General features: G+C 60.1%; 20 protein-coding genes and 2 tRNA genes. 11 read left to right on the top strand and 11 right to left on the bottom strand.

Going from position 1 to position 22,408, the window contains the following annotated elements; genetic code table 11:
- Positions 1-272 precede the first annotated feature (272 nt).
- Positions 273-968 (top strand): hypothetical protein, encoded by a 696-nt coding sequence (locus tag ACIK7D_RS00150; protein WP_080816954.1) that lies wholly within the window; start codon positions 273-275, stop codon positions 966-968.
- Positions 969-1,027: 59 nt separating this feature from the next.
- Here ACIK7D_RS00150 and ACIK7D_RS00155 read toward each other — a convergent pair whose 3' ends face one another.
- Positions 1,028-1,831, bottom strand: coding sequence for a TSUP family transporter (locus tag ACIK7D_RS00155; RefSeq protein WP_080816955.1), 804 nt, complete (start codon positions 1,829-1,831; stop codon positions 1,028-1,030).
- Between the two features lie 183 nt (positions 1,832-2,014).
- Here ACIK7D_RS00155 and ACIK7D_RS00160 point away from each other — a divergent pair, with 183 nt between their 5' ends.
- The 5 genes from ACIK7D_RS00160 to recJ all read left to right on the top strand — a co-directional run bounded on the left by ACIK7D_RS00160 (position 2,015) and on the right by recJ (position 8,183).
- On the top strand, positions 2,015-2,974 hold the full coding sequence (locus ACIK7D_RS00160) for a nucleoside hydrolase (RefSeq protein WP_400155350.1): 960 nt from the start codon (positions 2,015-2,017) through the stop codon (positions 2,972-2,974).
- A 302-nt stretch (positions 2,975-3,276) separates the two neighbouring features.
- Complete coding sequence (locus tag ACIK7D_RS00165; protein ID WP_035260789.1) at positions 3,277-4,497, top strand: LL-diaminopimelate aminotransferase; 1,221 nt, start codon at positions 3,277-3,279, stop codon at positions 4,495-4,497.
- Positions 4,498-4,557: 60 nt separating this feature from the next.
- The gene (locus ACIK7D_RS00170) at positions 4,558-5,868 is read left to right on the top strand and encodes a homoserine dehydrogenase (protein ID WP_080816956.1); all 1,311 of its coding nucleotides are present in this window, start codon (positions 4,558-4,560) and stop codon (positions 5,866-5,868) included.
- Between the two features lie 187 nt (positions 5,869-6,055).
- On the top strand, positions 6,056-6,280 hold the full coding sequence (locus ACIK7D_RS00175) for a hypothetical protein (RefSeq protein ID WP_162936643.1): 225 nt from the start codon (positions 6,056-6,058) through the stop codon (positions 6,278-6,280).
- A 94-nt stretch (positions 6,281-6,374) separates the two neighbouring features.
- On the top strand, positions 6,375-8,183 hold the full coding sequence (recJ, locus tag ACIK7D_RS00180; protein ID WP_127756171.1) for a single-stranded-DNA-specific exonuclease RecJ: 1,809 nt from the start codon (positions 6,375-6,377) through the stop codon (positions 8,181-8,183).
- Positions 8,184-8,325: 142 nt separating this feature from the next.
- Here recJ and ACIK7D_RS00185 read toward each other — a convergent pair.
- The 6 genes from ACIK7D_RS00185 to ACIK7D_RS00210 all read right to left on the bottom strand — a co-directional run bounded on the left by ACIK7D_RS00185 (position 8,326) and on the right by ACIK7D_RS00210 (position 13,499).
- Positions 8,326-8,400: transfer RNA gene (locus ACIK7D_RS00185), tRNA-Glu, on the bottom strand.
- Positions 8,401-8,850: 450 nt separating this feature from the next.
- Positions 8,851-8,925, bottom strand: a tRNA-Glu gene (locus ACIK7D_RS00190).
- A gap of 303 nt (positions 8,926-9,228) precedes the next feature.
- Positions 9,229-10,002: an amino acid ABC transporter ATP-binding protein gene (locus ACIK7D_RS00195; RefSeq protein ID WP_003524857.1), complete on the bottom strand. Its 774-nt coding sequence runs from the start codon at positions 10,000-10,002 to the stop codon at positions 9,229-9,231.
- An 11-nt stretch (positions 10,003-10,013) separates the two neighbouring features.
- Complete coding sequence (locus tag ACIK7D_RS00200; protein WP_080816959.1) at positions 10,014-11,171, bottom strand: amino acid ABC transporter permease; 1,158 nt, start codon at positions 11,169-11,171, stop codon at positions 10,014-10,016.
- Between the two features lie 2 nt (positions 11,172-11,173).
- Positions 11,174-12,370, bottom strand: coding sequence for an amino acid ABC transporter permease (locus ACIK7D_RS00205; protein ID WP_080816960.1), 1,197 nt, complete (start codon positions 12,368-12,370; stop codon positions 11,174-11,176).
- 106 nt (positions 12,371-12,476) lie between these two features.
- Complete coding sequence (locus tag ACIK7D_RS00210) at positions 12,477-13,499, bottom strand: amino acid ABC transporter substrate-binding protein (RefSeq protein WP_003524863.1); 1,023 nt, start codon at positions 13,497-13,499, stop codon at positions 12,477-12,479.
- A gap of 377 nt (positions 13,500-13,876) precedes the next feature.
- Between ACIK7D_RS00210 and ACIK7D_RS00215 the strand changes: the two genes are divergently transcribed.
- On the top strand, positions 13,877-15,064 hold the full coding sequence (locus ACIK7D_RS00215; RefSeq protein WP_137003562.1) for a cystathionine beta-lyase: 1,188 nt from the start codon (positions 13,877-13,879) through the stop codon (positions 15,062-15,064).
- 2 nt (positions 15,065-15,066) lie between these two features.
- Here ACIK7D_RS00215 and ACIK7D_RS00220 read toward each other — a convergent pair whose 3' ends face one another.
- Both ACIK7D_RS00220 and ACIK7D_RS00225 read right to left on the bottom strand, forming a co-directional pair.
- Positions 15,067-16,248 (bottom strand): FAD-dependent monooxygenase, encoded by a 1,182-nt coding sequence (locus tag ACIK7D_RS00220; protein ID WP_400155351.1) that lies wholly within the window; start codon positions 16,246-16,248, stop codon positions 15,067-15,069.
- A 30-nt stretch (positions 16,249-16,278) separates the two neighbouring features.
- Positions 16,279-16,524, bottom strand: a complete 246-nt coding sequence (locus tag ACIK7D_RS00225) for a zinc-finger domain-containing protein (protein WP_003502857.1) — start codon at positions 16,522-16,524, stop codon at positions 16,279-16,281.
- A gap of 170 nt (positions 16,525-16,694) precedes the next feature.
- On the opposite strand from ACIK7D_RS00225, the gene ACIK7D_RS00230 reads away from it, so the two are divergent.
- The 3 genes from ACIK7D_RS00230 to ACIK7D_RS00240 all read left to right on the top strand — a co-directional run bounded on the left by ACIK7D_RS00230 (position 16,695) and on the right by ACIK7D_RS00240 (position 18,843).
- Positions 16,695-17,471, top strand: a complete 777-nt coding sequence (locus tag ACIK7D_RS00230) for an alpha/beta fold hydrolase (protein ID WP_400155352.1) — start codon at positions 16,695-16,697, stop codon at positions 17,469-17,471.
- A gap of 202 nt (positions 17,472-17,673) precedes the next feature.
- Positions 17,674-18,498, top strand: a complete 825-nt coding sequence (gene cysE, locus ACIK7D_RS00235; RefSeq protein ID WP_080816963.1) for a serine O-acetyltransferase — start codon at positions 17,674-17,676, stop codon at positions 18,496-18,498.
- A gap of 141 nt (positions 18,499-18,639) precedes the next feature.
- Entirely contained in the window at positions 18,640-18,843 is a 204-nt protein-coding gene (locus ACIK7D_RS00240; protein ID WP_003524869.1) for a DUF3126 family protein, read from the top strand.
- 55 nt (positions 18,844-18,898) lie between these two features.
- Here ACIK7D_RS00240 and ACIK7D_RS00245 read toward each other — a convergent pair whose 3' ends face one another.
- Positions 18,899-20,293, bottom strand: coding sequence for a cytochrome P450 (locus tag ACIK7D_RS00245; protein WP_400155353.1), 1,395 nt, complete (start codon positions 20,291-20,293; stop codon positions 18,899-18,901).
- Between the two features lie 110 nt (positions 20,294-20,403).
- Here ACIK7D_RS00245 and ACIK7D_RS00250 point away from each other — a divergent pair, with 110 nt between their 5' ends.
- Positions 20,404-21,063 (top strand): TetR/AcrR family transcriptional regulator, encoded by a 660-nt coding sequence (locus tag ACIK7D_RS00250; RefSeq protein WP_400155354.1) that lies wholly within the window; start codon positions 20,404-20,406, stop codon positions 21,061-21,063.
- Positions 21,064-21,159: 96 nt separating this feature from the next.
- Here the strand turns inward: ACIK7D_RS00250 and fdhA are convergent, their stop codons facing one another.
- The gene (gene fdhA, locus ACIK7D_RS00255) at positions 21,160-22,350 is read right to left on the bottom strand and encodes a formaldehyde dehydrogenase, glutathione-independent (RefSeq protein ID WP_003524961.1); all 1,191 of its coding nucleotides are present in this window, start codon (positions 22,348-22,350) and stop codon (positions 21,160-21,162) included.
- Positions 22,351-22,408 lie beyond the last annotated feature (58 nt).

Below are 22,408 nucleotides of genomic sequence, written 5' to 3' on the forward strand. Positions count from 1 at the left end.
GCCGTGCGGCCGGATTTTCCGCGATTTTCACGGAATTCGGCCGGAAAATTGTGCGTTTCGATGTTTTTCCCTATTAGTGGAACCTCATTTTTCGTTCATGGATTATCGAAATTGAAAAATTAGCGGCTGCTGTGATATTTTGGACAACAATCCTCGTGGCGTTCCTGCGTTTCGTTACGTCATTTTTAAGCGCAAAGACGCTATAATCAGGGGGCAAAGGGTTAATCCGTTCGCATTGGGAACCGGGTTATGCCCGTTCAGGGAGAGTTGGGTTGAAAGATTTGATTGAGTTGTTCTGGCTGCGTTATACGGAACTGCAATCTGCCGTTGGTAAAAACGAAGCCAACAAGATCGCAGTGCTGGAGCGTGAACTGGAGCAGCTTCTCGAGCGGGTCGTCGGGCGTCAGACAGAAAACTCCGAGGATATTCGCGAACAGTTCCGTTTCGCCATCGACCTCCTGAATCACGAGGCGGAGGATCTCGGCTGCGTGCAGCGCAATTCCGAGCTTCTGAGAACCCTGGTCGACCGTTATGTCGGCATGCCGCCCAAGGCCAAGGTCATCGGTGACGAGGACGAGGACACCCTGGAATGGCATCACCGCCATCTGATCCTCGATGAGGACATGCTCAACGATCTGGACGAGCCGGTGGTCATCGTTTCTCCCGGCTACCGCGTGTCCTTTGCCAATGCGCTTGATGCTTTCCAGCGCAATGCGCCGGAAGGGCTTGTCGGCTGCCACATTGCCGAACTCGTCGGCGTCCACCGCTTCCAGAACGACCTTCGGGAAAAACTCGACAATTGCTTCAAGGGCGATACGTCGAAATATACCTATGCGGAAGATCAGAACGGCCGGACGATCGTGAAGTCGCTGGAAATGTCCCCCTGCTATTCCTCCGCCTACAAGCTCGTGGGCGCCATGGTGGTGATAAGGGAAATTGCCGATCGCCGGCGCCGCGCCACCGGCTGATCTATGGGAGCGCCTTCCATCTGCCCGTTAGTCACGGGGAGGCGGCGCTCCACCATCCTTTATTTCGGGAAGATGGTTTCCCATATCGCGGCGATGGACCATGCGGATGATGCATCCGCAAGGAGCTTCGTCGCCATTGCCAGACAGGACAGAACGAGAAGCGGGCGGATGATCTTCGCACCGTTCTTCATGGCGAAGCGGGAGCCGATCTGTGCGCCGATGAACTGGCCGACGCCCATGGCGAGGCCGAGCTTCCACAAAACCGCACCACCTATCGCAAACACAACGAAACCGCCGAAGTTCGAGCCAAGGTTCAGAAGCTTGGTATGGGCGGTTGCCTTCAACATGCCGAAACCGGCAAGCGCCACGAAGGCGAGCATGTAGAAGGAACCCGCGCCGGGGCCGAAAACGCCGTCGTAAAAGCCCACCAGCGGCGCGACGGTGAAGCCGAACACAAAGGGCGTGATGCGGCGATGGCTGTCGATATCGCTGAGCTGCGGCTTGAAGGCGAAATAGATCGCAATCGCGATCAGCAGGAACGGCATGATGGTGCGCAGCAGGTCCGACGGCACGAAGGCGGCGGTGACCGCACCGAGCCCGCCGCCAAGCATGGCCATGACGGCCATGGGCAATTGTTCCCTCAGATTGACATGGCCGCGCCGGGCATAGGCGATGGTGGCGGAGGCCGAGCCGAACTGCGATTGCAGCTTGTTGGTGCCGAGCGTATCGAGCGGCGCAATGCCCATGATCAGCATCGCCGGAATGGTGATGAGACCGCCGCCACCGGCGATGGAATCGATAAAGCCGGCAAAGATGGCGACGCAGAAAAGGACGAGAAAAACGTTGAGGGCGATGTCTTGCACTTGGGATGTCCGGGCAGGCGGCGGGAGAGGGCTTCTTCTTTCACTGAAAAGACCGCCACGCAATATTTTTCTGCATGATATGCCGCCTGCGGGGGGATTGCGGTGTTGCGGCTTATCGTTATGTTTCCGTGGCGCGTCGCCGGAAGAAGCGGATGGCGCTTGAGACATATGGATGAGGGCATTATGCATAAAGTGATATTCGATACGGATCCCGGTGTAGACGACGCCATGGCGCTTCTGTTCCTGCACCGTCACCCCGATATCGATCTGATCGGCGTCACCACGGTTTTCGGCAACGCCCCCATCGATATCACCACCCGCAATGCGCTCTTCCTCAAGCGGGAATGGCAGATGACCGCACCGGTCGCGAGAGGCGCCGGCGTGACCTTCGATCCCGCCCGCAAGGAAGGCCATTGGCCCACCTTCATCCACGGCGAAAACGGCCTCGGCGATATCGATATCCCTGAGACCATCGATCTGCCGCTCGATCCGCGCCCGGCGCATCGCTTCATCATCGAGACGGTGAAGGCCAATCCCGGCGAGGTGACGCTGATCGCCGTCGGCCGTATGACCAATCTGGCGCTGGCTTTGCGCGAAGAACCTGACTTCGCCGCGCTGGTGAAGGAAGTGATCGTGATGGGCGGCGCCTTCGACATGAACGGCAATGTCTCGCCGGCGGCCGAGGCCAATATTCACGGCGATCCGGAGGCGGCCGATCTCGTCTTCACCGCGCCCTGGCGCGTGGTCGTCGTTGGTCTGGACGTGACGACAAAAACGGTGATGACCAGCGCCTTCATGGCGGAGATGGCCAAGGCCGGCGGCAAGCCCGTGCAGCTGCTCTCCGACCTGTCGCAGTTCTACATCGATTTCTACAAGACCCGCACCGGTGACGGAATGGTCGTGCATGACAGCTGCGCCTGCGTTTATCTCGTCGCGCCGGAACTGTTTACCACCCGCAGCGGCCCGGTGCGCGTCGTGTGCGGCGGTCTTGCCGACGGCCAGACGATCCAGAAGCCGGATGGCCGCGCCTTTCCGCCGGGCGACTGGGACGGGCATCCGAGCCAGCTCATCTGCACGGATATCGAGCCGGAGCGCGTGCTTTCGGTCATCCGCGCGGCAATTGTGAAGGGTGAGCGCGGCTGAAGGGCAGGAATGGCCGTTCTTGAGCATGGCTTGCCTTGCATTTTCCAAGAATCTGGCGTTATGCAAGTTCCCTGATCATAGTGCGCGATCCGCCTTGCCGGCGGGGCTGAGAAGGCCCTGCGGGAAGCACGGGCGGATCACCGCTATGCGGCGTGGGTCGAGAAAAGCCTTGTAGGTTTTCCCGTGCTTTGCGCTACAATGAATAACGCCTGCCGGGTCGGTTCGTGTCGGCGGCGTTTAACAACAAAAAACGAACCTTCGTTATGGGCCGGCAGAACCGGTCCATTCCCATGAGGAAAGAGATGGAAGAGTTTCACAAGGTCCGGCGTCTGCCGCAATACGTCTTCGAACAGGTCAACCGTTTGAAAGCGAGCGCGCGAGCGGCCGGGGCCGATATCATCGATCTCGGCATGGGCAATCCCGACCTTCCGACCCCGAAGGCCATCGTCGACAAGCTTTGCGAAGTCGTTCAGGACCCGCGCACCCATCGTTATTCCTCGTCCAAGGGCATTCCCGGCCTTCGCCGCGCGCAGGCAGCCTATTATGCCCGCCGTTTCGGCGTGAAGCTGAACCCCGACACGCAGGTCGTCGCCACGCTCGGCTCCAAGGAAGGCTTCGCCAATATGGCGCAGGCCATCACCGCGCCGGGTGACGTGATCCTGTGTCCGAACCCCACCTATCCGATCCATGCCTTCGGCTTCCTGATGGCGGGCGGCGTTATCCGTTCGATGAATGTCGAACCGGATGACAGCTTCTTCGGACCGCTGGAGCGCGCGGTGCGCCACTCCATTCCGAAGCCGCTGGCGCTGATTGTCAATTACCCGTCGAACCCGACGGCGCATGTCGCCTCGCTGGATTTCTACAAGGACGTCATCGCCTTTGCGAAGAAGCACGAGATCATCGTGCTTTCCGACCTTGCCTATTCGGAAATCTATTTCGACGAAAACAATCCGCCGCCATCGGTTCTCGAGGTTCCCGGCGCAATCGACGTTGCGGTGGAGTTCACCTCCATGTCGAAGACCTTCTCCATGCCCGGCTGGCGCATGGGCTTTGCCGTCGGTAACGAGCGGCTGATCGCGGCTCTGACGCGCGTGAAGTCCTATCTCGATTACGGCGCCTTCACGCCGATCCAGGTTGCGGCCACCCACGCTCTCAACGGTGACGGTTCCGACATCGCCGAAGTGCGCAATGTCTATCGCCGCCGCCGCGACGTGATGGTCGACACCTTCGGCAAGGCCGGTTTCGAGGTTCCGCCGCCGGCGGCGACGATGTTCGCCTGGGCGAAAATCCCGGAAAAGTTCCGTCATCTCGGCAGCCTGGAATTCTCCAAGCTTCTGGTCGAGAAGGCAGATATCGCCGTTGCTCCCGGCATCGGCTTTGGCGAGATGGGCGACGACTACGTCCGTCTCGCGCTCGTGGAAAACGAGCATCGAATTCGTCAGGCAGCGCGCAATCTGAAGCGTTTCCTGTCGAGCGCAGACGAAACGATGCATAACGTCGTTTCGCTCAACGCCCACAGATAAGGGCAACCCAAGGCGGCCGGGTCCCGGCCGCCACCATCAACAGCAATCAGGAACATACCCATGGCAGATTCATTGAGAATCGGCATAGCGGGGCTCGGCACTGTCGGCGCTTCGCTCGTGCGCATCCTCCAGCAGAGAAGCAACGAACTTGCGATTACCTGCGGACGCGCGATTGAGATTATTGCGGTGAGCGCGCGCGACCGTTCGCGTGATCGCGGCATCGATCTCAAGGGTATTACCTGGTTCGATACGCCCGAGCAGATGGCAAGCGAAGCCGAGATCGACGTGTTCGTCGAACTGGTCGGCGGTGCTTCCGGTCAGGCGGAAAATGCGGTGCGCGCTGCACTCGCACGCGGTCTCCACGTGGTGACAGCCAATAAGGCGCTGCTGGCCAAGCACGGCGTCGAACTGGCGACCATTGCCGAAGACAAGGGTGCGCTTCTCAACTTTGAAGCGGCCGTGGCCGGCGGTATTCCCGTCATCAAGGCGCTGCGTGAGTCTCTTACCGGCAACCATGTGTCGCGCATCTACGGCATCATGAACGGCACCTGCAACTACATCCTGACTAAGATGGAGAAGGAAGGGCTGTCCTTCGAGGCCTGTCTGAAGGAAGCACAGCGGCTCGGTTATGCCGAAGCCGATCCGGCCTTCGATATCGAGGGCAACGATACGGCCCACAAGCTCGCCATCCTGACGACGCTTGCCTTCGGCAACAAGATTTCGGCCGATGACATCTATCTCGAAGGCATCACCAATATTTCGAGCGAGGATATTCAGGCGGCCGCCGAACTCGGTTATCGCATCAAGCTTCTCGGCGTGGCGCAGGTGACCGAATCCGGCATCGAGCAGCGCGTGCATCCGACCATGGTGCCGCTCGATTCCGTCATCGCCCAGGTGGATGGCGTCACCAATGCGGTGGCGATCGAATCCGATATTCTCGGCGAATTGCTGATGGTCGGTCCGGGTGCGGGCGGCAACGCCACGGCGTCCGCCGTTCTGGGCGACATTGCCGATATCGCCAAGAGCCGTCCGGGCGCCCAGCAGGTGCCGGTTCTCGGTCGTCCGGCGAAATCGCTGACGGAATACCGCCGCGCCAAGATGAAGAGCCACGAGGGCGGTTATTTCATTCGCCTCACGGTGAAGGATCAGGCGGGCGTCTTCGCCTCCATCGCCACCCGGATGGCGGATAACAACATCTCGCTGGAATCCATCGTGCAGCGCCAGCGCGTGCATGTGGAAGGCGCGCCGCAGACCATCATCCTCGTTACCCATGCGACGATGGAAGATGCGATCCGCAAGGCGGTGAAGGCGATCAAGAACGAGAAATATCTCGTCAGCGAGCCGCAGGTCATCCGCATCGAGCGCACCTGAGACGCTTCGTCATCTTGATGTTATCGAGGGCCGCGCTTCCGGATGGAGGCGCGGTTTTTCGTTCTACGATTGCCTGCATCATGCCGGTAGTCTCACGCCCATAAAATTTGGGGGGACGGCGTCGGAAGCGCTGGAAAACAAGGCGATTCGGCACTATGGTTAATCCTGTTCACCAAGCGAGGGAGGCGTGGCCGTGACATCGATCATCCTGTTCAAGGACAATAAGCGTGCAGGCGTTGCGGCCGCCCATCACCGGGCGCGGCCTCACAATGCCAATGACAATATTCGCAGCATGGAATTCGATATTGGGGAGCATGAGCGCAACTGGTGTTCGCTTGCCGTGTTCTCGCTGCTGCTGCTTGTTGGCGCGGTCTCGATCGTCAGCCCGTTTTTCTCGATTTTTTCGGTGTGAATCCTCATAAGCGCGTTTTTGCTTGAAAAACACGCCATCGCCATTTAGCCCGTTTTAAAGCGCGATTGGGCGCGTGACAGGATGAATGGACAGGATGGCAATGATGGAGCCGGCCGATACCGTGGCCCGCGCGTTTTTAAGCGTGGAGCGGTCGGCGACAGAACAGCGCTGGGTGTCGCGGCTGGATCAGGCCGGGCAGAACCGCGCGCTGGCCATGTCCCAGATCCACGCCATCCCCGAATTGATCGCACGGGTGCTTGCCGGGCGCGGTGTGGGTGTCGATGACGCCCTGGCGTTCCTCGATCCGACCATTCGCTCGCTTATGCCCGATCCGCATGTGCTGACCGATTGCGAAAAGGCCGCCGAGCGGCTGGTGCGCGCCATCGAGACCGGCGAGAAGGTGGCGATCTTCGGCGACTACGACGTCGACGGCGCTGCTTCCTCCGCTTTGATGTACCGGTTTCTCGCGCATTTCGGTCTGACACCGGAAATCTATATTCCAGACCGTATTTTCGAGGGCTACGGGCCGAACCCGGCGGCGATGCAGCAGCTTGCCGCCAATGGCGCGACGCTGATCGTGACGGTCGATTGCGGCTCCACCAGCCATGAATCGCTGAAAGCCGCCAGGGATGCGGGAACGGATGTGGTGGTGATCGACCACCATCAGGTCGGCACGGAGCTGCCGCCGGCCGTGGCGCTGGTCAATCCCAACCGTGAGGACGATCTTTCGGGGCAGGGGCATCTCTGTGCCGCCGGCGTGGTATTCCTCGTGCTGGTGGCCACCCTGCGGCTGTTGAAAGAGAAGCGACACAGGCAGGCCTTCACGCTCGATCTGCTGTCGCTTCTCGATATCGTCGCCCTTGCCACCGTGTGCGATGTGGTGCCGCTGAAGGGCCTCAACCGCGCCTATGTGGTGAAGGGGCTGATTGCCGCGCGCCATATGAACAATGCCGGGCTTGCTGCCTTGTTCAAGAAGGCGGGGCTGGGCGGACCTGTGACGCCCTATCATTTCGGTTTCCTGATCGGGCCGCGCATCAATGCCGGCGGCCGCATCGGCGACGCTGCGCTCGGCAGCCGTCTCCTGACCATCGACGATGCTTCGCAGGCCGAAGTCATTGCCGAGAGGCTGGATGAGCTGAACCGCGAGCGGCAGGCCATGGAAGCCGCCATGCTGGCGGAAGCAGAAGCGGAGGCGCTGTTCGAATATGGCGATGGTTCCGGTGCGGGCGTCATCGTTACTGCGCGCGAAAACTGGCATCCCGGCATTGTCGGTCTGCTTGCCTCGCGTCTGAAGGATCGCTTCCGCCGTCCCGCCTTCGCCATTGCCTTCGATCCCTCCGGCAAGGGCACCGGTTCCGGCCGCTCGATCAACGGCTTCGATATGGGGCGCATGGTGCGCGCCGCCGTGGAGGCCGGCTTGCTGGTCAAGGGCGGTGGGCATGCCATGGCGGCCGGACTGACGGTGGAGCGCGCCAATCTCGGCAAGCTCAGGACTTTCTTCGAGGAAGCGGCGGCAAAGACCGTGAACGAGCTGGTGGAAAGCAGCGTGCTGAAGATCGACGGCGCTATCGGCGCGTCGGGTGCCACATTGCAGCTTGTCGACCAGCTGGAGCAGGCCGGTCCATATGGCTCCGGTCATTCGCAGCCCATCTTTGCCGTGCCGGCGCATCGCCTGCGCGATGTGCGGCTTGTGGGGACAGCTCACGTCAAGATCACGCTGGAGGCCATGGACGGCTCGCGACTGGATGGCATCGCGTTTCGCGCCGCAGAAGCGCCTCTGGGGCAGATGCTGCTGAATGCGCGTGGCAGGAACATTCACGTCGCTGGCACCGTGGGCGCCGATCTCTGGCAGGGCCAGAGGCGCGTTCAACTGCGCGTTCTGGACGCGGCTTTCGCGCCGTGACTTTGCGCCCTGACAGGGCCTTCCAGCAATCCTCGAATTTCACCGGACACCGGCCCAGGCGAGTGGATGAGGCGCAACGACACTTCTTTACGCGAAGCGTGAAGATTTTCGTGCAGGCCGCTGATTTTAAAGGAGAAGCAAGTGGCACGCCCTAGGGGAGTCGAACCCCTCTTTTCAGAATGAAAATCTGACGTCCTAACCGATAGACGAAGGGCGCGTGCGCTTGTGGTGTGGCGCCCTTATAGTCAGGCTCCGGTTGGTCCGCAAGCGGAAAAATTGATTTTTCTCGCTTCGTGACGAGTTTTTTTATGGAGGCCGGAAGGGCTGTGGAAAACTGCGCCAGAACTGGCCAAGGCCTTGAAATATCGCCCCTATCGCTGCGCATCAGTAATGCCCCCATGCCTTGCTGGAGGCCAGGGACAAGGTTGTCCAACCCTTAGCTGGCATATGCTGCCGGCTGGATGAAGCGGATGCTGTGGCTGCTGAAGGGGAAAGGCAAGCCGGGTCGATTTGCCTGTTGGCGTTTCGTCCGGCTTGCCTTCCATCGGGGGGACAGCATTCTAACGTGCCCGGCGAGAATCGGTTCCGGCGCATCGATCACGCGTGACGAATTTGCCAGCGGATGCGATGCTGTCATTTTTTTGAAGGGATATAACACGAAGGCAAGTGGCACGCCCTAGGGGAGTCGAACCCCTCTTTTCAGAATGAAAATCTGACGTCCTAACCGATAGACGAAGGGCGCGTGCGCTTGTGGTGTGGCGCCCTTATAGTCAGGCTCCCGAAGGTCTGCAAGCGGAAAAATGCATGATTTGACAAAAAAATGACATGGGCCGCCAGAAGCCCTGAAAAACAAGGATTCTTGTTTCGTAACAAATGGTTAAACTGCGACGCCGGGTCTATTTTTGTGCTCTTGGCGCTTCTAGAGCGGTGGAATCACGGAATCGAGATCATTGCGCTCGCGCATGGCGGTAACGATTTCAGCAGGTCTCCAGAAACGAAAACGGGGCCGAAACGGCCCCGCTCGATATACATGTCGATCGCAGTCTCAGTGCAGAATCTGGCTGAGGAACAGACGGGTGCGCTCATGCTGCGGATTGTCGAAGAATTCGGCGGGCGAGTTCTGTTCGACGATCTGGCCCTGGTCCATGAAGATGACGCGGTTTGCCACCTGGCGGGCGAAGCCCATTTCGTGGGTTACGCACAGCATGGTCATGCCGTCTTCGGCAAGGCTGACCATGGTGTCGAGCACTTCCTTGACCATTTCCGGGTCGAGCGCCGAGGTCGGCTCGTCGAACAGCATGATCTTCGGCTTCATGCAGAGCGAGCGGGCAATCGCCACGCGCTGCTGCTGGCCGCCGGAGAGCTGGCCGGGATATTTGTTCGCCTGCTCGGGGATCTTGACGCGCTTCAGATAGTGCATCGCCACTTCTTCGGCTTCCTTCTTGGGCATCTTGCGAACCCAGATCGGCGCCAGTGTGCAGTTTTCGAGGATCGTCAGATGCGGGAAGAGGTTGAAGTGCTGGAACACCATGCCGACTTCACGACGCACCTCGTCGATCTTCTTCAGGTCGTTGGTGAGCTCGATGCCATCGACATTGATCGTGCCCGACTGATGTTCTTCAAGCCGGTTGATGCAGCGGATCATGGTCGACTTGCCCGACCCGGAAGGGCCGGCGATGACGATGCGCTCGCCCTTCATGACCTTCAGGTTGATATCGCGCAGCACGTGGAAGTCGCCATACCACTTGTTCATGCCGATGAGTTCGATCGCCACGTCCGTTGTCGAGACGGTCAGTTTTTTTGCTTGGGTTTCTGCCATTTGAGCGTCCCTTATCGTTTATGCCCGGTGTCGAGGTGCCGTTCCATGAACAGCGAATAACGCGACATGCCGAAGCAGAATATCCAGAATACGAAGCCTGCGAAAATATAGCCAGTCATGGCGGTGACGGGCGTGGCCCAGTTCGCATCCGATTGGTTGAGTGTGACAATGCCGAGCAGGTCGAACATGCCGATGATCGAGACCAGCGACGTGTCCTTGAACAGCCCGATGAAGGTGTTGACGATGCCCGGAATGACGAGCTTCAGCGCCTGCGGCAGCACGATCAGCCGCGTCTTCTGCCAGTAGTTCAGGCCGAGCGAATCCGCACCTTCATATTGACCCTTCGGAATGGCCTGCAGGCCGCCGCGGATCACCTCCGCCATATAGGCCGAGGAGAACAGCGACACGCCGACGAGCGCGCGCAGGAACTTGTCGAAGGTCCAGCCGTCGGGCAGGAACAGCGGCAGCATGATGCTGGCGAAGAACAGCACGGTGATCAGCGGAATGCCTCTGATGACTTCGATGAAGAGCACGCAGAGCATCTTGATCACCGGCAGGTTCGACCGCCGGCCGAGCGCCAGAAGAATGCCGAAGGGCAGGGAGACGGTGATCCCGAAGAACGACAGGATGAGGGTCACCATCAGGCCGCCCCAGAGCTGCGTTTCCACCTTCGGCAGGCCGAAGACGCCGCCGATCAGCAGGAAAAACGCAATGAAGGGCAGGATGATGAAAAGCGCCAGCGCATTCAGTCGCTTGAACGGCGCCTTCGGGATCAGCATCGGTATCAGCAGGATGGCGAACGTCACCATCACCAGGATGGGACGCCAGCGTTCGTCGATCGGATAGCGGCCGAAGACGAATTGTCCGAGCTTCGCCGAAACGAAGGCCCAGCACGCACCGGACTGGCCGTCCGGCAGCGCACCGCCCTGCGAAGCGGTCAGGCAGGCGATACGATCGCTGCCGGTCCATACCGCGTCGATGAACAGCCACTTGACGATCGGCGGCACCAGATAGGCGAGCAGGGCAAGGGCGATAACCGTGAGAACGGTGTCCTTCGGCGTGGCGAAAAGTTTGGTGCGCAGCCAATGGCCGAAGCCGACGGCGCTCGAGGGCGCGGGTTTGGCGTCCTCGATGGTCTGTCGCACGAAAGCGTGATTGCTGATCGTCATCGTTATCGCTCCACCAGGGCCATTTTCGCATTGAACCAGTTCATGACCACGGCCGTGAGCAGGGACAGCGAGAGATAGATGACCAGCCAGATTGCAACGACTTCGACTGCCTGTCCCGTCTGGTTCAGGATCGTGCCGCCGACCGAGACGATGTCGGCGAAGCCGACAGCGACCGCAAGCGAGGAGTTCTTGGTCAGGTTGAGATACTGGCTCGTCAGCGGCGGGATGATGATGCGCATCGCCTGCGGAACGACGATCAGGCGCGTCGTGGTGCTGGAGCGAAGCCCCAGTGCGTCCGCAGCTTCCGTCTGCCCCTTTGCCACGGCCTTGATGCCGCCGCGAACGATTTCGGCGATGAATGAGGCGGTGTAGAAGGAAAGCGCCAGGAACAGCGACATGAATTCAGGTGCGACGACCGCGCCGCCCGAGAGATTGAACCGCCCGGCAATCGGATAGTCGAATGTCAGCGGCGCCCCGAGCGCCAGGAATGTCGCCAGCGGCAGGCCGACGATGAGAAGCGTTACCGTTATGCCGGTGCGGAACTGCTGTCCGGTTCTTTCCTGTCTGGCCTTCGCCCAGCGGTAAACGAAGACGCTGAGAACGATGGCGACGAGGAAGGCCAGTGGCACGAGCCAGGTGCCTTCTCCCCACAGCGGCTTGGGAAAGAAGAAGCCGCGATTGTTGAGGTAGGTTCCAAGCGGAAGCTCGAGCGACTCGCGCGCCTGCGGCAGAACCGAGATGACGCCCTTGTACCAGAAGAAGATGACGAGCAGCGGCGGGATGTTGCGGAAGATTTCCACATAGGCCTGCGCGAGTTTCGAAATCAGCCAGTTGTTGGACAGCCGGGCGATGCCGACGATGAAACCGATGATCGAGGCGGCGATGATGCCGAAAAACGCAACCTGGATCGTGTTGAGAATACCAACGAGCAATGCCCGGCCATAGGTCGCGTCGCTGGTATAAGCGATCAGCGATTGGCCGATATCGAAACCGGCTCTTCCGTTGAGGAAGCCGAAGCCGGACGAAATGTTTGACCGTTGAAGATTGGTGATCGTATTCGTCACGATGATCCAGACGAAGGCGGCCAGGACGACGACTGTCAGGACCTGATAGAAAATGCCGCGTATGCGTGGATCGTAGATAAGTGACGACGCGCTTTGCGCGCGCGATCGTTGCGAACTGACCGCGTTGCCTGCCATAGGCACCTTTCCCTTTTATATGCTCTTTGCGAGCTTATTTATATAATTTGAAGCGGAGGCCGGGCGTTGCCCAGCCTCCTTATGATCTAGCCGGTAATGGGGCCGATCAACGGACCGGCGGTGCGTATTGCAGGCCGCCCTTGGTCCACAGCGCGTTCTGGCCACGCTCGATCTTCAGCGGGGAGCCAGCGCCGACGTTGCGGTCGAAGACTTCGCCGTAGTTACCCACCAGCTTGATGATGTTGTAGGCCCAGTCGTTGGTCACGCCGAGATCGGTACCGATCTTGGTGCCTTCTTCCGTGCCGAGCAGGCGCTTCACGTCCGGATTGGCGCTGTTCTTCTGCTCATCGACATTCTTGGAGGTGACGCCAAGTTCTTCGGCGTTGACCATCGCATAGTGAACCCAGGTCACGATGTCGAACCACTGGTCGTCACCCTGGCGAACGGCCGGGCCAAGCGGCTCCTTGGAGATGACTTCCGGCAGAACGACGTTTTCGTCCGGGTTCTTCAGCTTCAGACGGATTGCATAGAGACCCGACTGGTCGGTGGTGTAAACGTCGCAACGGCCCGAATCATAGGCGGAGGTTGCGTCGGATTCCTTTTCGAAAACGACCGGGTTGTACTGCAGATTGTTGGTCTTGAAGTAGTCGGCCAGGTTGAGCTCGGTGGTCGTGCCGGTCTGAACGCAGACGGCGGCGCCGGAGAGCTCGAGAGCGGACTTCACGTTGAGGCTCTTCTTGGCGATGAAGCCCTGGCCGTCATAATAGTTGACGGTGCGGAAGTTGAAGCCGAGCGACGTGTCGCGGCTGATCGTCCAGGTGGTGTTACGGGTCAGAACATCGACTTCACCGGACTGGAGAGCCGGGAAGCGGTCCTTGCTCGAAAGGGCGACGAACTTGGCTTTCGAAGGATCACCGAAAACCGCAGTGGCAATACCACGGCAATAGTCCACGTCGATGCCGGACCATTCGCCCTTGTCATCGGGATTGGAAAATCCCGGAATGCCGGCGCTTACGCCGCAGGTGACGAAACCTTTTCCCTTCACATCCTGAAGCGTCGCAGCCGAAGCGACCGAGGCTCCTCCCAAAACTGCTGCGCCGATGGCGGCTGACAGAATTGCCTTTTTCATTTTTCCCAACCTTTGTTTGTTATCGTCACTTGGAAGAGGACCGGCATGTTTGTTTTGCCCCAGCTCCCCCTTCAGCGAGATCTTTTTCGATCCGCTTTTTCTATCACAATCGCAATTGGCAGCGGGGTCAAGACGTGCGGGCAATAATTGTGCCTATAAAACGGAATTTTCCAAATTTTGGTCGGGAAGTGTGCAAAGGGTGAAAATATAAGCATATTTTTGCGGAAATTTGCACTTGCACAGTATTTGTATACTTCTTGTATTCTGGTTGGCGATGGATCAATCCAACCCGCTCACGCGTCCCCGCGGGACTTGACCTTGCGTTGCGCTCTTAGCATTGTCGCACGCGTCAATGTTCCTTCGAAAGCTGATCTGAAATGACCAAGACAAATGACCTGCTTTCCGCCGCAGGTGTGAATACGCGCCTGACCCATGGCGGCAACGATCCCGCGGACTGTTTCGGTTTCGTCAATCCGCCCATCGTGCGCGGTTCGACCGTGCTTTTTCCAGATGCGGAGACGCTTTCGACCGAAAACCAGAAATATACCTATGGCACCCACGGCACGCCGACGACGGATGCTTTGTGCAATCTCGTCAACGAGCTGGAAGGGTCTGCCGGAACCATTCTCGTGCCCTCGGGCCTTGCGGCCATCACCGTGCCGTTCCTTGCCTATCTCGGCGCCGGCGACCATGCGCTGATCGTCGATTCCGTTTATTTTCCGACGCGCCGTTTCTGCAATACGATGCTGAAGAAGCTCGGTGTCGAGGTGGAATATTACGACCCGGCAATCGGGGAGGGCATCGAGGCTCTCATCCGGCCGAACACGAAGCTGGTGCATCTGGAAGCGCCGGGCTCCAACACCTTCGAGATTCAGGATGTCAGGCTGATCGCCGATATCGCTCACCGGCATGATTGCGTGGTGACGATGGACAATACCTGGGCGACGCCGCTTTATTTCAAGCCGCTCGATTTCGGCGTCGATGTCTCCATTCACGCCGCCACCAAATATCCTTCGGGTCATTCGGATGTGCTGATGGGTTTCGTTTCGGCCAATGAAAAGCACTGGAAGGCGCTTTATCAGGCCAATACCAATCTCGGCATCTGCGTCACCTCTGACGATGCCTATCAGATCCTGCGCGGCATGCGCACGATGGGAATAAGGCTGGAGCACCACCAGAAAAGCGCGCTCGATATCGCCACATGGCTGGAGAGCCGTGACGACGTCGTCCGCGTGCTGCATCCGGCGCTGCCGAGCTTTGCCGGGCACGAACTCTGGAAGCGCGATTTCCAGGGCGCAAGCGGTGTCTTCTCCTTCGTGCTGAAGGCGGAAGAGGGCAAATACAAGCAGGCGGCGGCCGCCTTCCTCAATGCGCTGACCTTCTTCGGGCTCGGCTATTCCTGGGGCGGATACGAATCGCTTGCCGTTTCGGTCTCGCTTGTCGACAGGACCATTGCCAAGGGCCCCTCGGAAGGACCGGTCATCCGCCTGCAGATCGGGCTTGAGGATATCGCCGATCTCAAGAAGGACCTCGAGGCCGGGTTTGCGGCAGCGGCCGGGGTTTGACCTCAGCCTTTGGCGCGATAGCCGTAGAGCCAGTCAAAGTCCTTCAGGAAGGCGTCGGTGGGGCGCGTGGAAAACACGAAGTCCCGCGCAATACGCACCGGGCCAGTGGCGTGATAGGCAAAACGATTGAGTGAGGCCCGCTTGCGGGCCTTTTCTATGCGCGGCAGGCGCAGGGACTCGAAAGCGGCAAGGGCCTGCGGCAAGGGCAGGGTTTTTTCGCCACTGCCGCCTGCCGTCGCTCCCGCAAGTTCGAAAGCATCCTCTATCGCCATGGCCGCGCCCTGTGCGGCGAAGGGCATCATGGCATGCGCGGCGTCGCCGATCAGCACCGTGTCGCGGCCATTGTGCCAGCGGCCCGGGCCGGCCTGATAGAGCGGCCAGAAGGTCGGATTTTCAGACGAATCGAGCAATCGGACGATATCCGGGCTGAAACCGCGAAACTGTTCCAGCAGCATGGCTTTCTGCCGCCCGCTCGATTCCGCCCGCCAGGTTGCGCCGGGGTCGGCACCGAGCGCGATGGCGACAATGTTGAAACCGCCGACTTCCTTCAGCGGATAGGCGACGATATGGCCCCCGGAACCCAGATAGGCGGTCACGGCGCTCTTGTTGATGGCTGACGGCACGTCGTTTGCGGCAACGGTGAAGCGCCAGGCAATATTGCCGGAGAAGGTGGCTGTGGGGGCGGAAGGGACCGCGAAGCGGGCCGCCGACCAGACGCCATCCGCGCCGACGACCAGATCGTGGTCACGGAAGGTGGTTGCGGCAATCGCGTCCACCGTCGCGTTTTCGATGCGCTTGCCGAGATGCAGGCGGCAGAGCGGGTTGCGTGTCACCGCCTGGAGAAGCGCATTCTGCAGCGTCGAGCGGTGCAGCACGCCGTAGGGTGCGCCCCAGCGTGTGCGAGCCACCGCGCCCATCGGCAGGGAGAGCAGCGTGGCGAGCGATTTTCCGGAGGCGAGTTCGACGCTGACCGGTTCGGTCCAGCGCGCTTGGATTTCCGGCAGCACGCCGAGTTCGGCGAGAATGCGGGCGGCATTGGGCGAGAGTTGCAGGCCTGCGCCGACTTCCGTCAGCTCACCGGCCTGTTCGATGATGTCACAGTCGATACCGTGCCGGGCAAAGGAAAGGGCAGCGGTGAGACCGGCGATGCCGGCACCGACAATGGCTACGGATTTGATGGGCATTGGTGCGCCCCGATCAGGAAAAGTGGAAGGTCAGGCGGCCTTCACATGGAAGACGCAGCCCGGAGGATTGGTCTGCTCTGCCTTCAGCGACGGATTGTAGCGGTAAAGGGTGGAGCAATAGGAACAGACCTTCTCGTTGTCGTCGCCCATATCGATGAAGATATGCGGATGATCGAAAGGCACGGAAGCGCCGGTGCACATGAATTCCTTGACGCCGATCTCGATCATGCGGTGTCCGCCATCGTTCTGGAAGTGGGGAATGGAATGCCCGGCCATGTTCGTCTCCAAATGCAATATCGTTATCGAGCCGCAATCCGTCTTCGCGTGTCGGCTCGTCGTTGCGGATATGTAGCCTCAAACGCATTGCATCTCCATAAAAATCGTCAGCAAAACATGTTCAACATTGCTAATTCCTGCCATATGGTCCGGCAAAAAGGATGTCCTTGATGAATCTCAACACGCCGCAGTTTTCCGATTTTTCCCATGACGGCCTTCGCCTTGCCTATTTCGACGAGGGCGATCCGGCGGGCGATCCGGTTCTGCTGATCCACGGCTTCGCCTCCAGCGCCAATGTCAACTGGGTGCATCCCGGCTGGTTGAAGACGCTAGGGGAAGCGGGCTACCGGGTGATCGCCATCGACAATCGCGGCCACGGCGCAAGCGACAAGCCGCACGATTCCGAAGCCTATTATCCACCCGCCATGGCGGGCGATGCGGTGGCGCTGCTCAACCATCTCGGCATCGCCGAAGCGCATGTGATGGGCTATTCCATGGGCGCGCGCATTTCCGCATTTCTCGCCATGGCGCATCCGGAGCGCGTGCGTTCGCTGGTCTTCGGCGGGCTCGGCATCGGCATGGTCGAAGGTGTCGGCGACTGGGATCCGATTGCCGAGGCGCTTCTCGCACCTTCGCTCGATGTCGTCACCCATGAGCGCGGCCGCATGTTCCGCGCCTTTGCCGACCAGACGAAAAGCGACCGGCTGGCGCTGGCCGCCTGTATCGAGACGTCGCGGGTTCTCGTCACGCGCGAACAGGCTGAGAAAATCGATGCGCCGACGTTGATCGCGGTCGGAACGAAGGACGATATCGCCGGGTCCGGTGCGGAGCTTGCCGCGATCATGCCGCATGCGCGGGCGATCGACATTCCCGGCCGCGACCATATGCTGGCCGTCGGCGACCGGGTGTTCAAGGCGGCGGTACTGGAATTTTACCGCTCGCTTTGATCGGGAGCATTTCCAGGAAAAGCGGAGCCCGGCTTTCCGTCCGGAAATGCGGCTACGCTGAGGGCACGGCAAGAAACGGTTTTTCATGCTGCATGAAGAAAAACTGAAGCCTTGCCGCCTTTAAAGTCGTCATTCGAATCCCATTTCTAATGCACGTCTTTTTCTGTATAAAGAACGACCACTGCAAACGAGGAGACCATTCATGGTCGCACGTACCGAGGCCCGTCAGCCCGAACAGCTGGCGATCGTCGATCCCATCTGGGGCAGCCTGCTCAATGAAGCCCGAAGTGCTGCGGCACAGGACCCGCTGCTTTCGGCCTTCCTTTATTCGACGATCCTCAATCACCGGTCTCTCGAAGAATGTGTGATCTATCGCATCTGCGAACTCCTCGATCATCCCGACATGCAGGCCGTGCTTCTGCGCCAGACCTTCCAGGACATGCTGGATGACTGGCCGGAATGGGGAAGCGTGCTGCGCGTCGACATTCAGGCCGTTTACGACCGCGATCCCGCCTGCACGCGCTTCATGGAGCCGCTCCTCTATTTCAAGGGTTTCCAGGCCATCCAGACCCACAGGCTCGCCCACTGGCTGCTGCAGAAAGGCCGCAGGGACTTCGCGTTTTATCTGCAAAGCCGCTCCTCGAGCATTTTCCAGACCGATATCAATCCGGCCGCGCGCATCGGCAAGGGCATCTTCCTCGATCATGCCACCGGGCTTGTCGTCGGTGAGACGGCCGTGATCGGCGACAACGTCTCCATCCTGCATGGCGTCACGCTCGGCGGCACCGGCAAGGAAGGGGCGGACCGCCATCCGAAGATCGCCAATGGCGTGATGATCGGGGCCGGCGCGAAAATCCTCGGCAATATCGAGATCGGCAGCTGCTCGCGCATCGCCGCCGGCTCGGTGGTGCTGAAGCCGGTTCCGCCCAAAACGACCGTTGCCGGCGTGCCGGCGCGTGTGGTGGGAGAAGCAGGGTGTTCCGAACCCTCGCGCCTGATGGACCAGCTTATCGGGGCCGATATCTGACCGGCCCCGCCGCGCTCCGATGGGGCCGGCATTTTCACGGTCGTCCGTGTGGAAGACACGGATGACTTGCCGCTTTCACTTTACTTTGGCCTTTGTCCCATGCCAAAAGCGGGCCAACGCGAACCGCACAGGAGAATAGTGGTGAAAGCCGACGAAATCAAAAAACTCGACGCCTATTTCAAGCGCACCTTCAACCCGACGATGGTGGTCAAGGCGCGTCCGCGCAAGGACGATTCCGCCGAAGTGTATCTTGGCGAAGAGTTTCTCGGCGTCGTTTATATCGATGACGAAGACGGCGACCGCTCCTACAACTTCTCCATGGCGATCCTCGACGTCGATCTGTGATCGTCACCATCCGGTGACGGATGGAGTTTCGCACTGAAACAGTCGCCCGTGGCGGTTAGGCCGCGGGCGATTTGTTTTTTCGGCTGCTGACCCGCATCATCAGGCGGTTTTCCGGACGCAAAGTGACCCGCATCAGCGGCTCGGTATTTGCCGGGCTTTTGTTCCTGAGGTGGTCGTTCTGCAAAAGCACGGCAAGGATTGCGACAGCCTCCATCATGGCAAAGGCATTGCCGATGCAGACGCGCGGGCCGGCACCGAAGGGCATGTAGGCATAGCGGTGGCGCGCCTTGACCTTTTCGGGCTCGAAGCGCGACGGGTCGAAGCGGTCGGGTTCTTCCCACAGTGTTGTGTGCCGGTGGACGGCGTAGATCGGTACATAAAGAACGGTGCCGGCGGGGATATCGTGTTCGCCGAGCCTGAAGTCCTGCAATGCCGTGCGTGTCACGACAGGGGCGGGGGGGTAAAGCCGCATCGCTTCCGAAAATACCTGTCTGGTATAGGTCAGGCGGGCGATATGTTCGGCCGCGACCGGTTCACCGGCGGTAACGGTCTCGATCTCATCGATAACCTTGCGCTCCACGTCGCTGTTTTGCGAGAGCAGATGGAACGCCCAGGCAAGGCCGAGGGCCGTGGTTTCATGCCCGGCGGTAATAAAAGTCAGAAGATTGTCGATAATTTCCTTGTCGCTCATCGTACGCCCGGTTTCCGGATCTTTCGCTTCGAGCAGCATGGAAACCAGATCGTTCCTCTCGATCGGCTTCCGGCGCCTTTCGGAAATGACGGTTGCAAGGCTGGAGCGAAGATAATCCACCGCCGCGCGCGCCTTGCGCCGGCCCGGATGCGGAAGCCATTCCGGTGCGCCCAGCATGGCGAGTGCGAAGGTCCAGCCCGTGGGTTTCAGATAATCGGTGATGCTTTGCTCGACGCGGGCTATATCGATCCCATGGCCGCCGGACATCATGGTTTCGACGATGATGTCGAAGGTCGTCCGCATCATCTCATGGCCGATATCGATGTCACCGGCAGGCGATGCGTGCCAGCGCTCTTGCGTGCGGCGCGCGGCGTCGATCATGACCGGCAGCAATTCCAGCAGCTTCTCGTGTCGGAATGCTGCGGCGACGGATTGCCTTTGCCACTTCCAGTGATCGCCATCGGCCGTCAGAAGCCCCTGGCCGAGCGCGGGGCCGAGGGCGCGGCGCACATCTTCGCCCTTGCCGAGCAGATGGGCGTTCTTGACCAGCGCCTCATGAATAAGCGCGGGATCGGCAAGATGAACCCGCATGACGCCGCCGAGACGCGTAAAGACCGCCGGCTCGCTGAAAATTTCCGGCGGCAGAGCCTTCAACGGATTGCGGATAAGCGACAGCGCGACGCGGGCTGTTGCGAATTTGGAGACGGGAGCGATTCCGGGCGTATCCGGGGAGGCGGTGCGAAGGTCGGTTCCGGTCATTTACAGGTCCTTTGTCCGCGTTGAACACTTACATTTCCTGTTAAGGTGTATACCTTATTGTGAGCATTTAAGGTGCATACCTTAGATTTCAATGGTCGGGTTCGAAATCAATGAAGAAAAGCAGTACCGGGCGGACGGCGGCACGCCCCACGCGCCAGAGAATTCGCGACGCCGCTCTTACTCTGTTTAACGAGCGCGGGCCTGACCACGTGACGACCGCCGAAATCGCAAGGGCGGTAGAGATCAATGAGGGCAATCTCTATTATCACTTCCGCACCAAGGAAGCGCTGGTTCTGGCGCTGTTTGCCCGGTTCGAGGCCGATGCGCTGGCAATTGTCGGAAAGATTGACGGGGCCGATGAGGGAGCGGCGGCAACCTATGCCGGTTTTCTGCGGCTCTGGTTTTCGCTGGTGTGGGACTATCGTTTCCTGTTTCGCGATCTGGTCGGTCTTGTCTCTTCCGCCCCGGCGCTGGTGGAGCCCGTGCGAACGATAAGCGCCGCGATGCGCCTTGCCGTCGGCGATATCGTCGCGCGCATGGAGAAAGCGGGCCTCGCCGCGATACCCGAGGAAGAGCGGCCTGCCGTTCTGACGAACCTCTGGATCGTCTCCACCTATTGGGCGTCCTATCTCAACCTTCAGGAGGGTATCACAGAGTTCGGTCCGCCGCAGCTGGACTGGGGATTGAAGCAGGTCTCAAGCCTGTTCAGACCCTATCTCTCCCCGGAAGCGAAAGCCGAGCTGGAAGCGCTGCTGGTAGGGGAGCCGTAAGTTTCACCTGACGGTGACAGGGCCGGAAAACAGGGACGCCCGCGACGATATTCGTCGCGGGCGCTTTTACGTTATCAGCCATATGCCGCTGAAGTATCAGGCGGCCTTCAACAGATCGCCATGCGGATCAAGGACGAACTTGGTGGCTGCGCCCTGATCGAAGCTTTCATAACCCTGCACCGCATCGTCGAGCGCGATGATCTTGGCGTTGACGATATCGGCAATCGGCAGGCGGTCGTGCAGGATCGCCTGCATGAGCTGGCGGTTATATTTCAGCACCGGCGTCTGGCCGGTGTGGAAGGATTGCGCCTTTGCCCAGCCGAGGCCGAAGCGCAGCGACAGGCTGCCCTGTTTCGCTGCCGCATCCACCGCGCCGGGGTCTTCGGTGACATAGAGGCCCGGAATGCCGATGGAGCCGGCGGCGCGGGTGATTTCCATCATCTGGTTGAGAACGATGGCCGGCTGTTCGCCGCCCGCATGGCCGCGCGCTTCGAAGCCGACGGCGTCGATGGCGCTATCCACCTCGTTGGTGCCGACGATTTCGGCGATCATGTCGCCCAGCCGGTCGCCCTTGGACAGATCGACGGGTTCGAAACCGACTTTTGCCGCGTGCGCAAGGCGATCCTTGTTGAAATCGCCGATCATGACGACCGCAGCACCCAGAATGCGGGCGGATGCGGCGGCGGCAAGGCCGACCGGGCCGGCGCCCGCGACATAGACCGTGGAGCCGACGCCGACGCCCGCCTTGACGGCGCCGTGGAAGCCGGTCGGCAGAATGTCGGACAGCATGGTGAGGTCGCGGATCTTCGACATCGCCTTGTCGCGGTCAGGGAACTTCAGCAGGTTGAAATCGGCATAGGGGATGGTGACATAACGTGCCTGTCCGCCGATCCATCCGCCCATATCGACATAACCGTAAGCGCCGCCCGCGCGGGACGGGTTCACCGTCAGGCAGACGCCGGTATCCTGCGACTTGCAGCAGCGGCAACGGCCGCAGGCGACGTTGAAGGGCACCGAGACGATATCGCCGATTTCCAGCATCTCGACATCGACGCCTTTTTCGATGACTTCACCGGTGATTTCATGGCCGAGGACGAGGCCCGGCATAGCCGTCGTGCGGCCGCGCACCATATGCTGGTCGGAGCCGCAGATATTGGTGGAAATCACCTTGAGAATGACGCCGTGCTCGATGCGGCGGCCATCCGGCGCCTCAAGCTTCGGGTCATCGATATCGCGAACCTCGACCTGACCCGGCCGCATGTAGACGACGCCTCTGTTCCTGCTCATATCCATCTCCTCCATGGTTTGAACACCGTACCTGTCGGCTCCTCCGCAGACAGGTGAC

Source organism: Agrobacterium sp. P15N1-A (assembly GCF_044626815.1).
GTDB lineage: Bacteria > Pseudomonadota > Alphaproteobacteria > Rhizobiales > Rhizobiaceae > Agrobacterium > Agrobacterium leguminum.

Excerpts from the sequence above, each read along its gene's own strand:
- ACIK7D_RS00160 (WP_400155350.1), top strand. The coding sequence starts at position 2,015 with ATGCATAAAGTGATATTCGATACGGATCCCGGTGTAGACGACGCCATG.
- ACIK7D_RS00165 (WP_035260789.1), top strand. The coding sequence starts at position 3,277 with ATGGAAGAGTTTCACAAGGTCCGGCGTCTGCCGCAATACGTCTTCGAA.
- ACIK7D_RS00170 (WP_080816956.1), top strand. The coding sequence starts at position 4,558 with ATGGCAGATTCATTGAGAATCGGCATAGCGGGGCTCGGCACTGTCGGC.
- recJ (WP_127756171.1), top strand. The coding sequence starts at position 6,375 with ATGGCAATGATGGAGCCGGCCGATACCGTGGCCCGCGCGTTTTTAAGC.
- ACIK7D_RS00195 (WP_003524857.1), bottom strand. The coding sequence starts at position 10,002 with ATGGCAGAAACCCAAGCAAAAAAACTGACCGTCTCGACAACGGACGTG.
- ACIK7D_RS00200 (WP_080816959.1), bottom strand. The coding sequence starts at position 11,171 with ATGACGATCAGCAATCACGCTTTCGTGCGACAGACCATCGAGGACGCC.
- ACIK7D_RS00205 (WP_080816960.1), bottom strand. The coding sequence starts at position 12,370 with ATGGCAGGCAACGCGGTCAGTTCGCAACGATCGCGCGCGCAAAGCGCG.
- ACIK7D_RS00210 (WP_003524863.1), bottom strand. The coding sequence starts at position 13,499 with ATGAAAAAGGCAATTCTGTCAGCCGCCATCGGCGCAGCAGTTTTGGGA.
- ACIK7D_RS00215 (WP_137003562.1), top strand. The coding sequence starts at position 13,877 with ATGACCAAGACAAATGACCTGCTTTCCGCCGCAGGTGTGAATACGCGC.
- ACIK7D_RS00220 (WP_400155351.1), bottom strand. The coding sequence starts at position 16,248 with ATGCCCATCAAATCCGTAGCCATTGTCGGTGCCGGCATCGCCGGTCTC.
- ACIK7D_RS00225 (WP_003502857.1), bottom strand. The coding sequence starts at position 16,524 with ATGGCCGGGCATTCCATTCCCCACTTCCAGAACGATGGCGGACACCGC.
- ACIK7D_RS00230 (WP_400155352.1), top strand. The coding sequence starts at position 16,695 with ATGAATCTCAACACGCCGCAGTTTTCCGATTTTTCCCATGACGGCCTT.
- cysE (WP_080816963.1), top strand. The coding sequence starts at position 17,674 with ATGGTCGCACGTACCGAGGCCCGTCAGCCCGAACAGCTGGCGATCGTC.
- ACIK7D_RS00245 (WP_400155353.1), bottom strand. The coding sequence starts at position 20,293 with ATGACCGGAACCGACCTTCGCACCGCCTCCCCGGATACGCCCGGAATC.
- ACIK7D_RS00250 (WP_400155354.1), top strand. The coding sequence starts at position 20,404 with ATGAAGAAAAGCAGTACCGGGCGGACGGCGGCACGCCCCACGCGCCAG.
- fdhA (WP_003524961.1), bottom strand. The coding sequence starts at position 22,350 with ATGAGCAGGAACAGAGGCGTCGTCTACATGCGGCCGGGTCAGGTCGAG.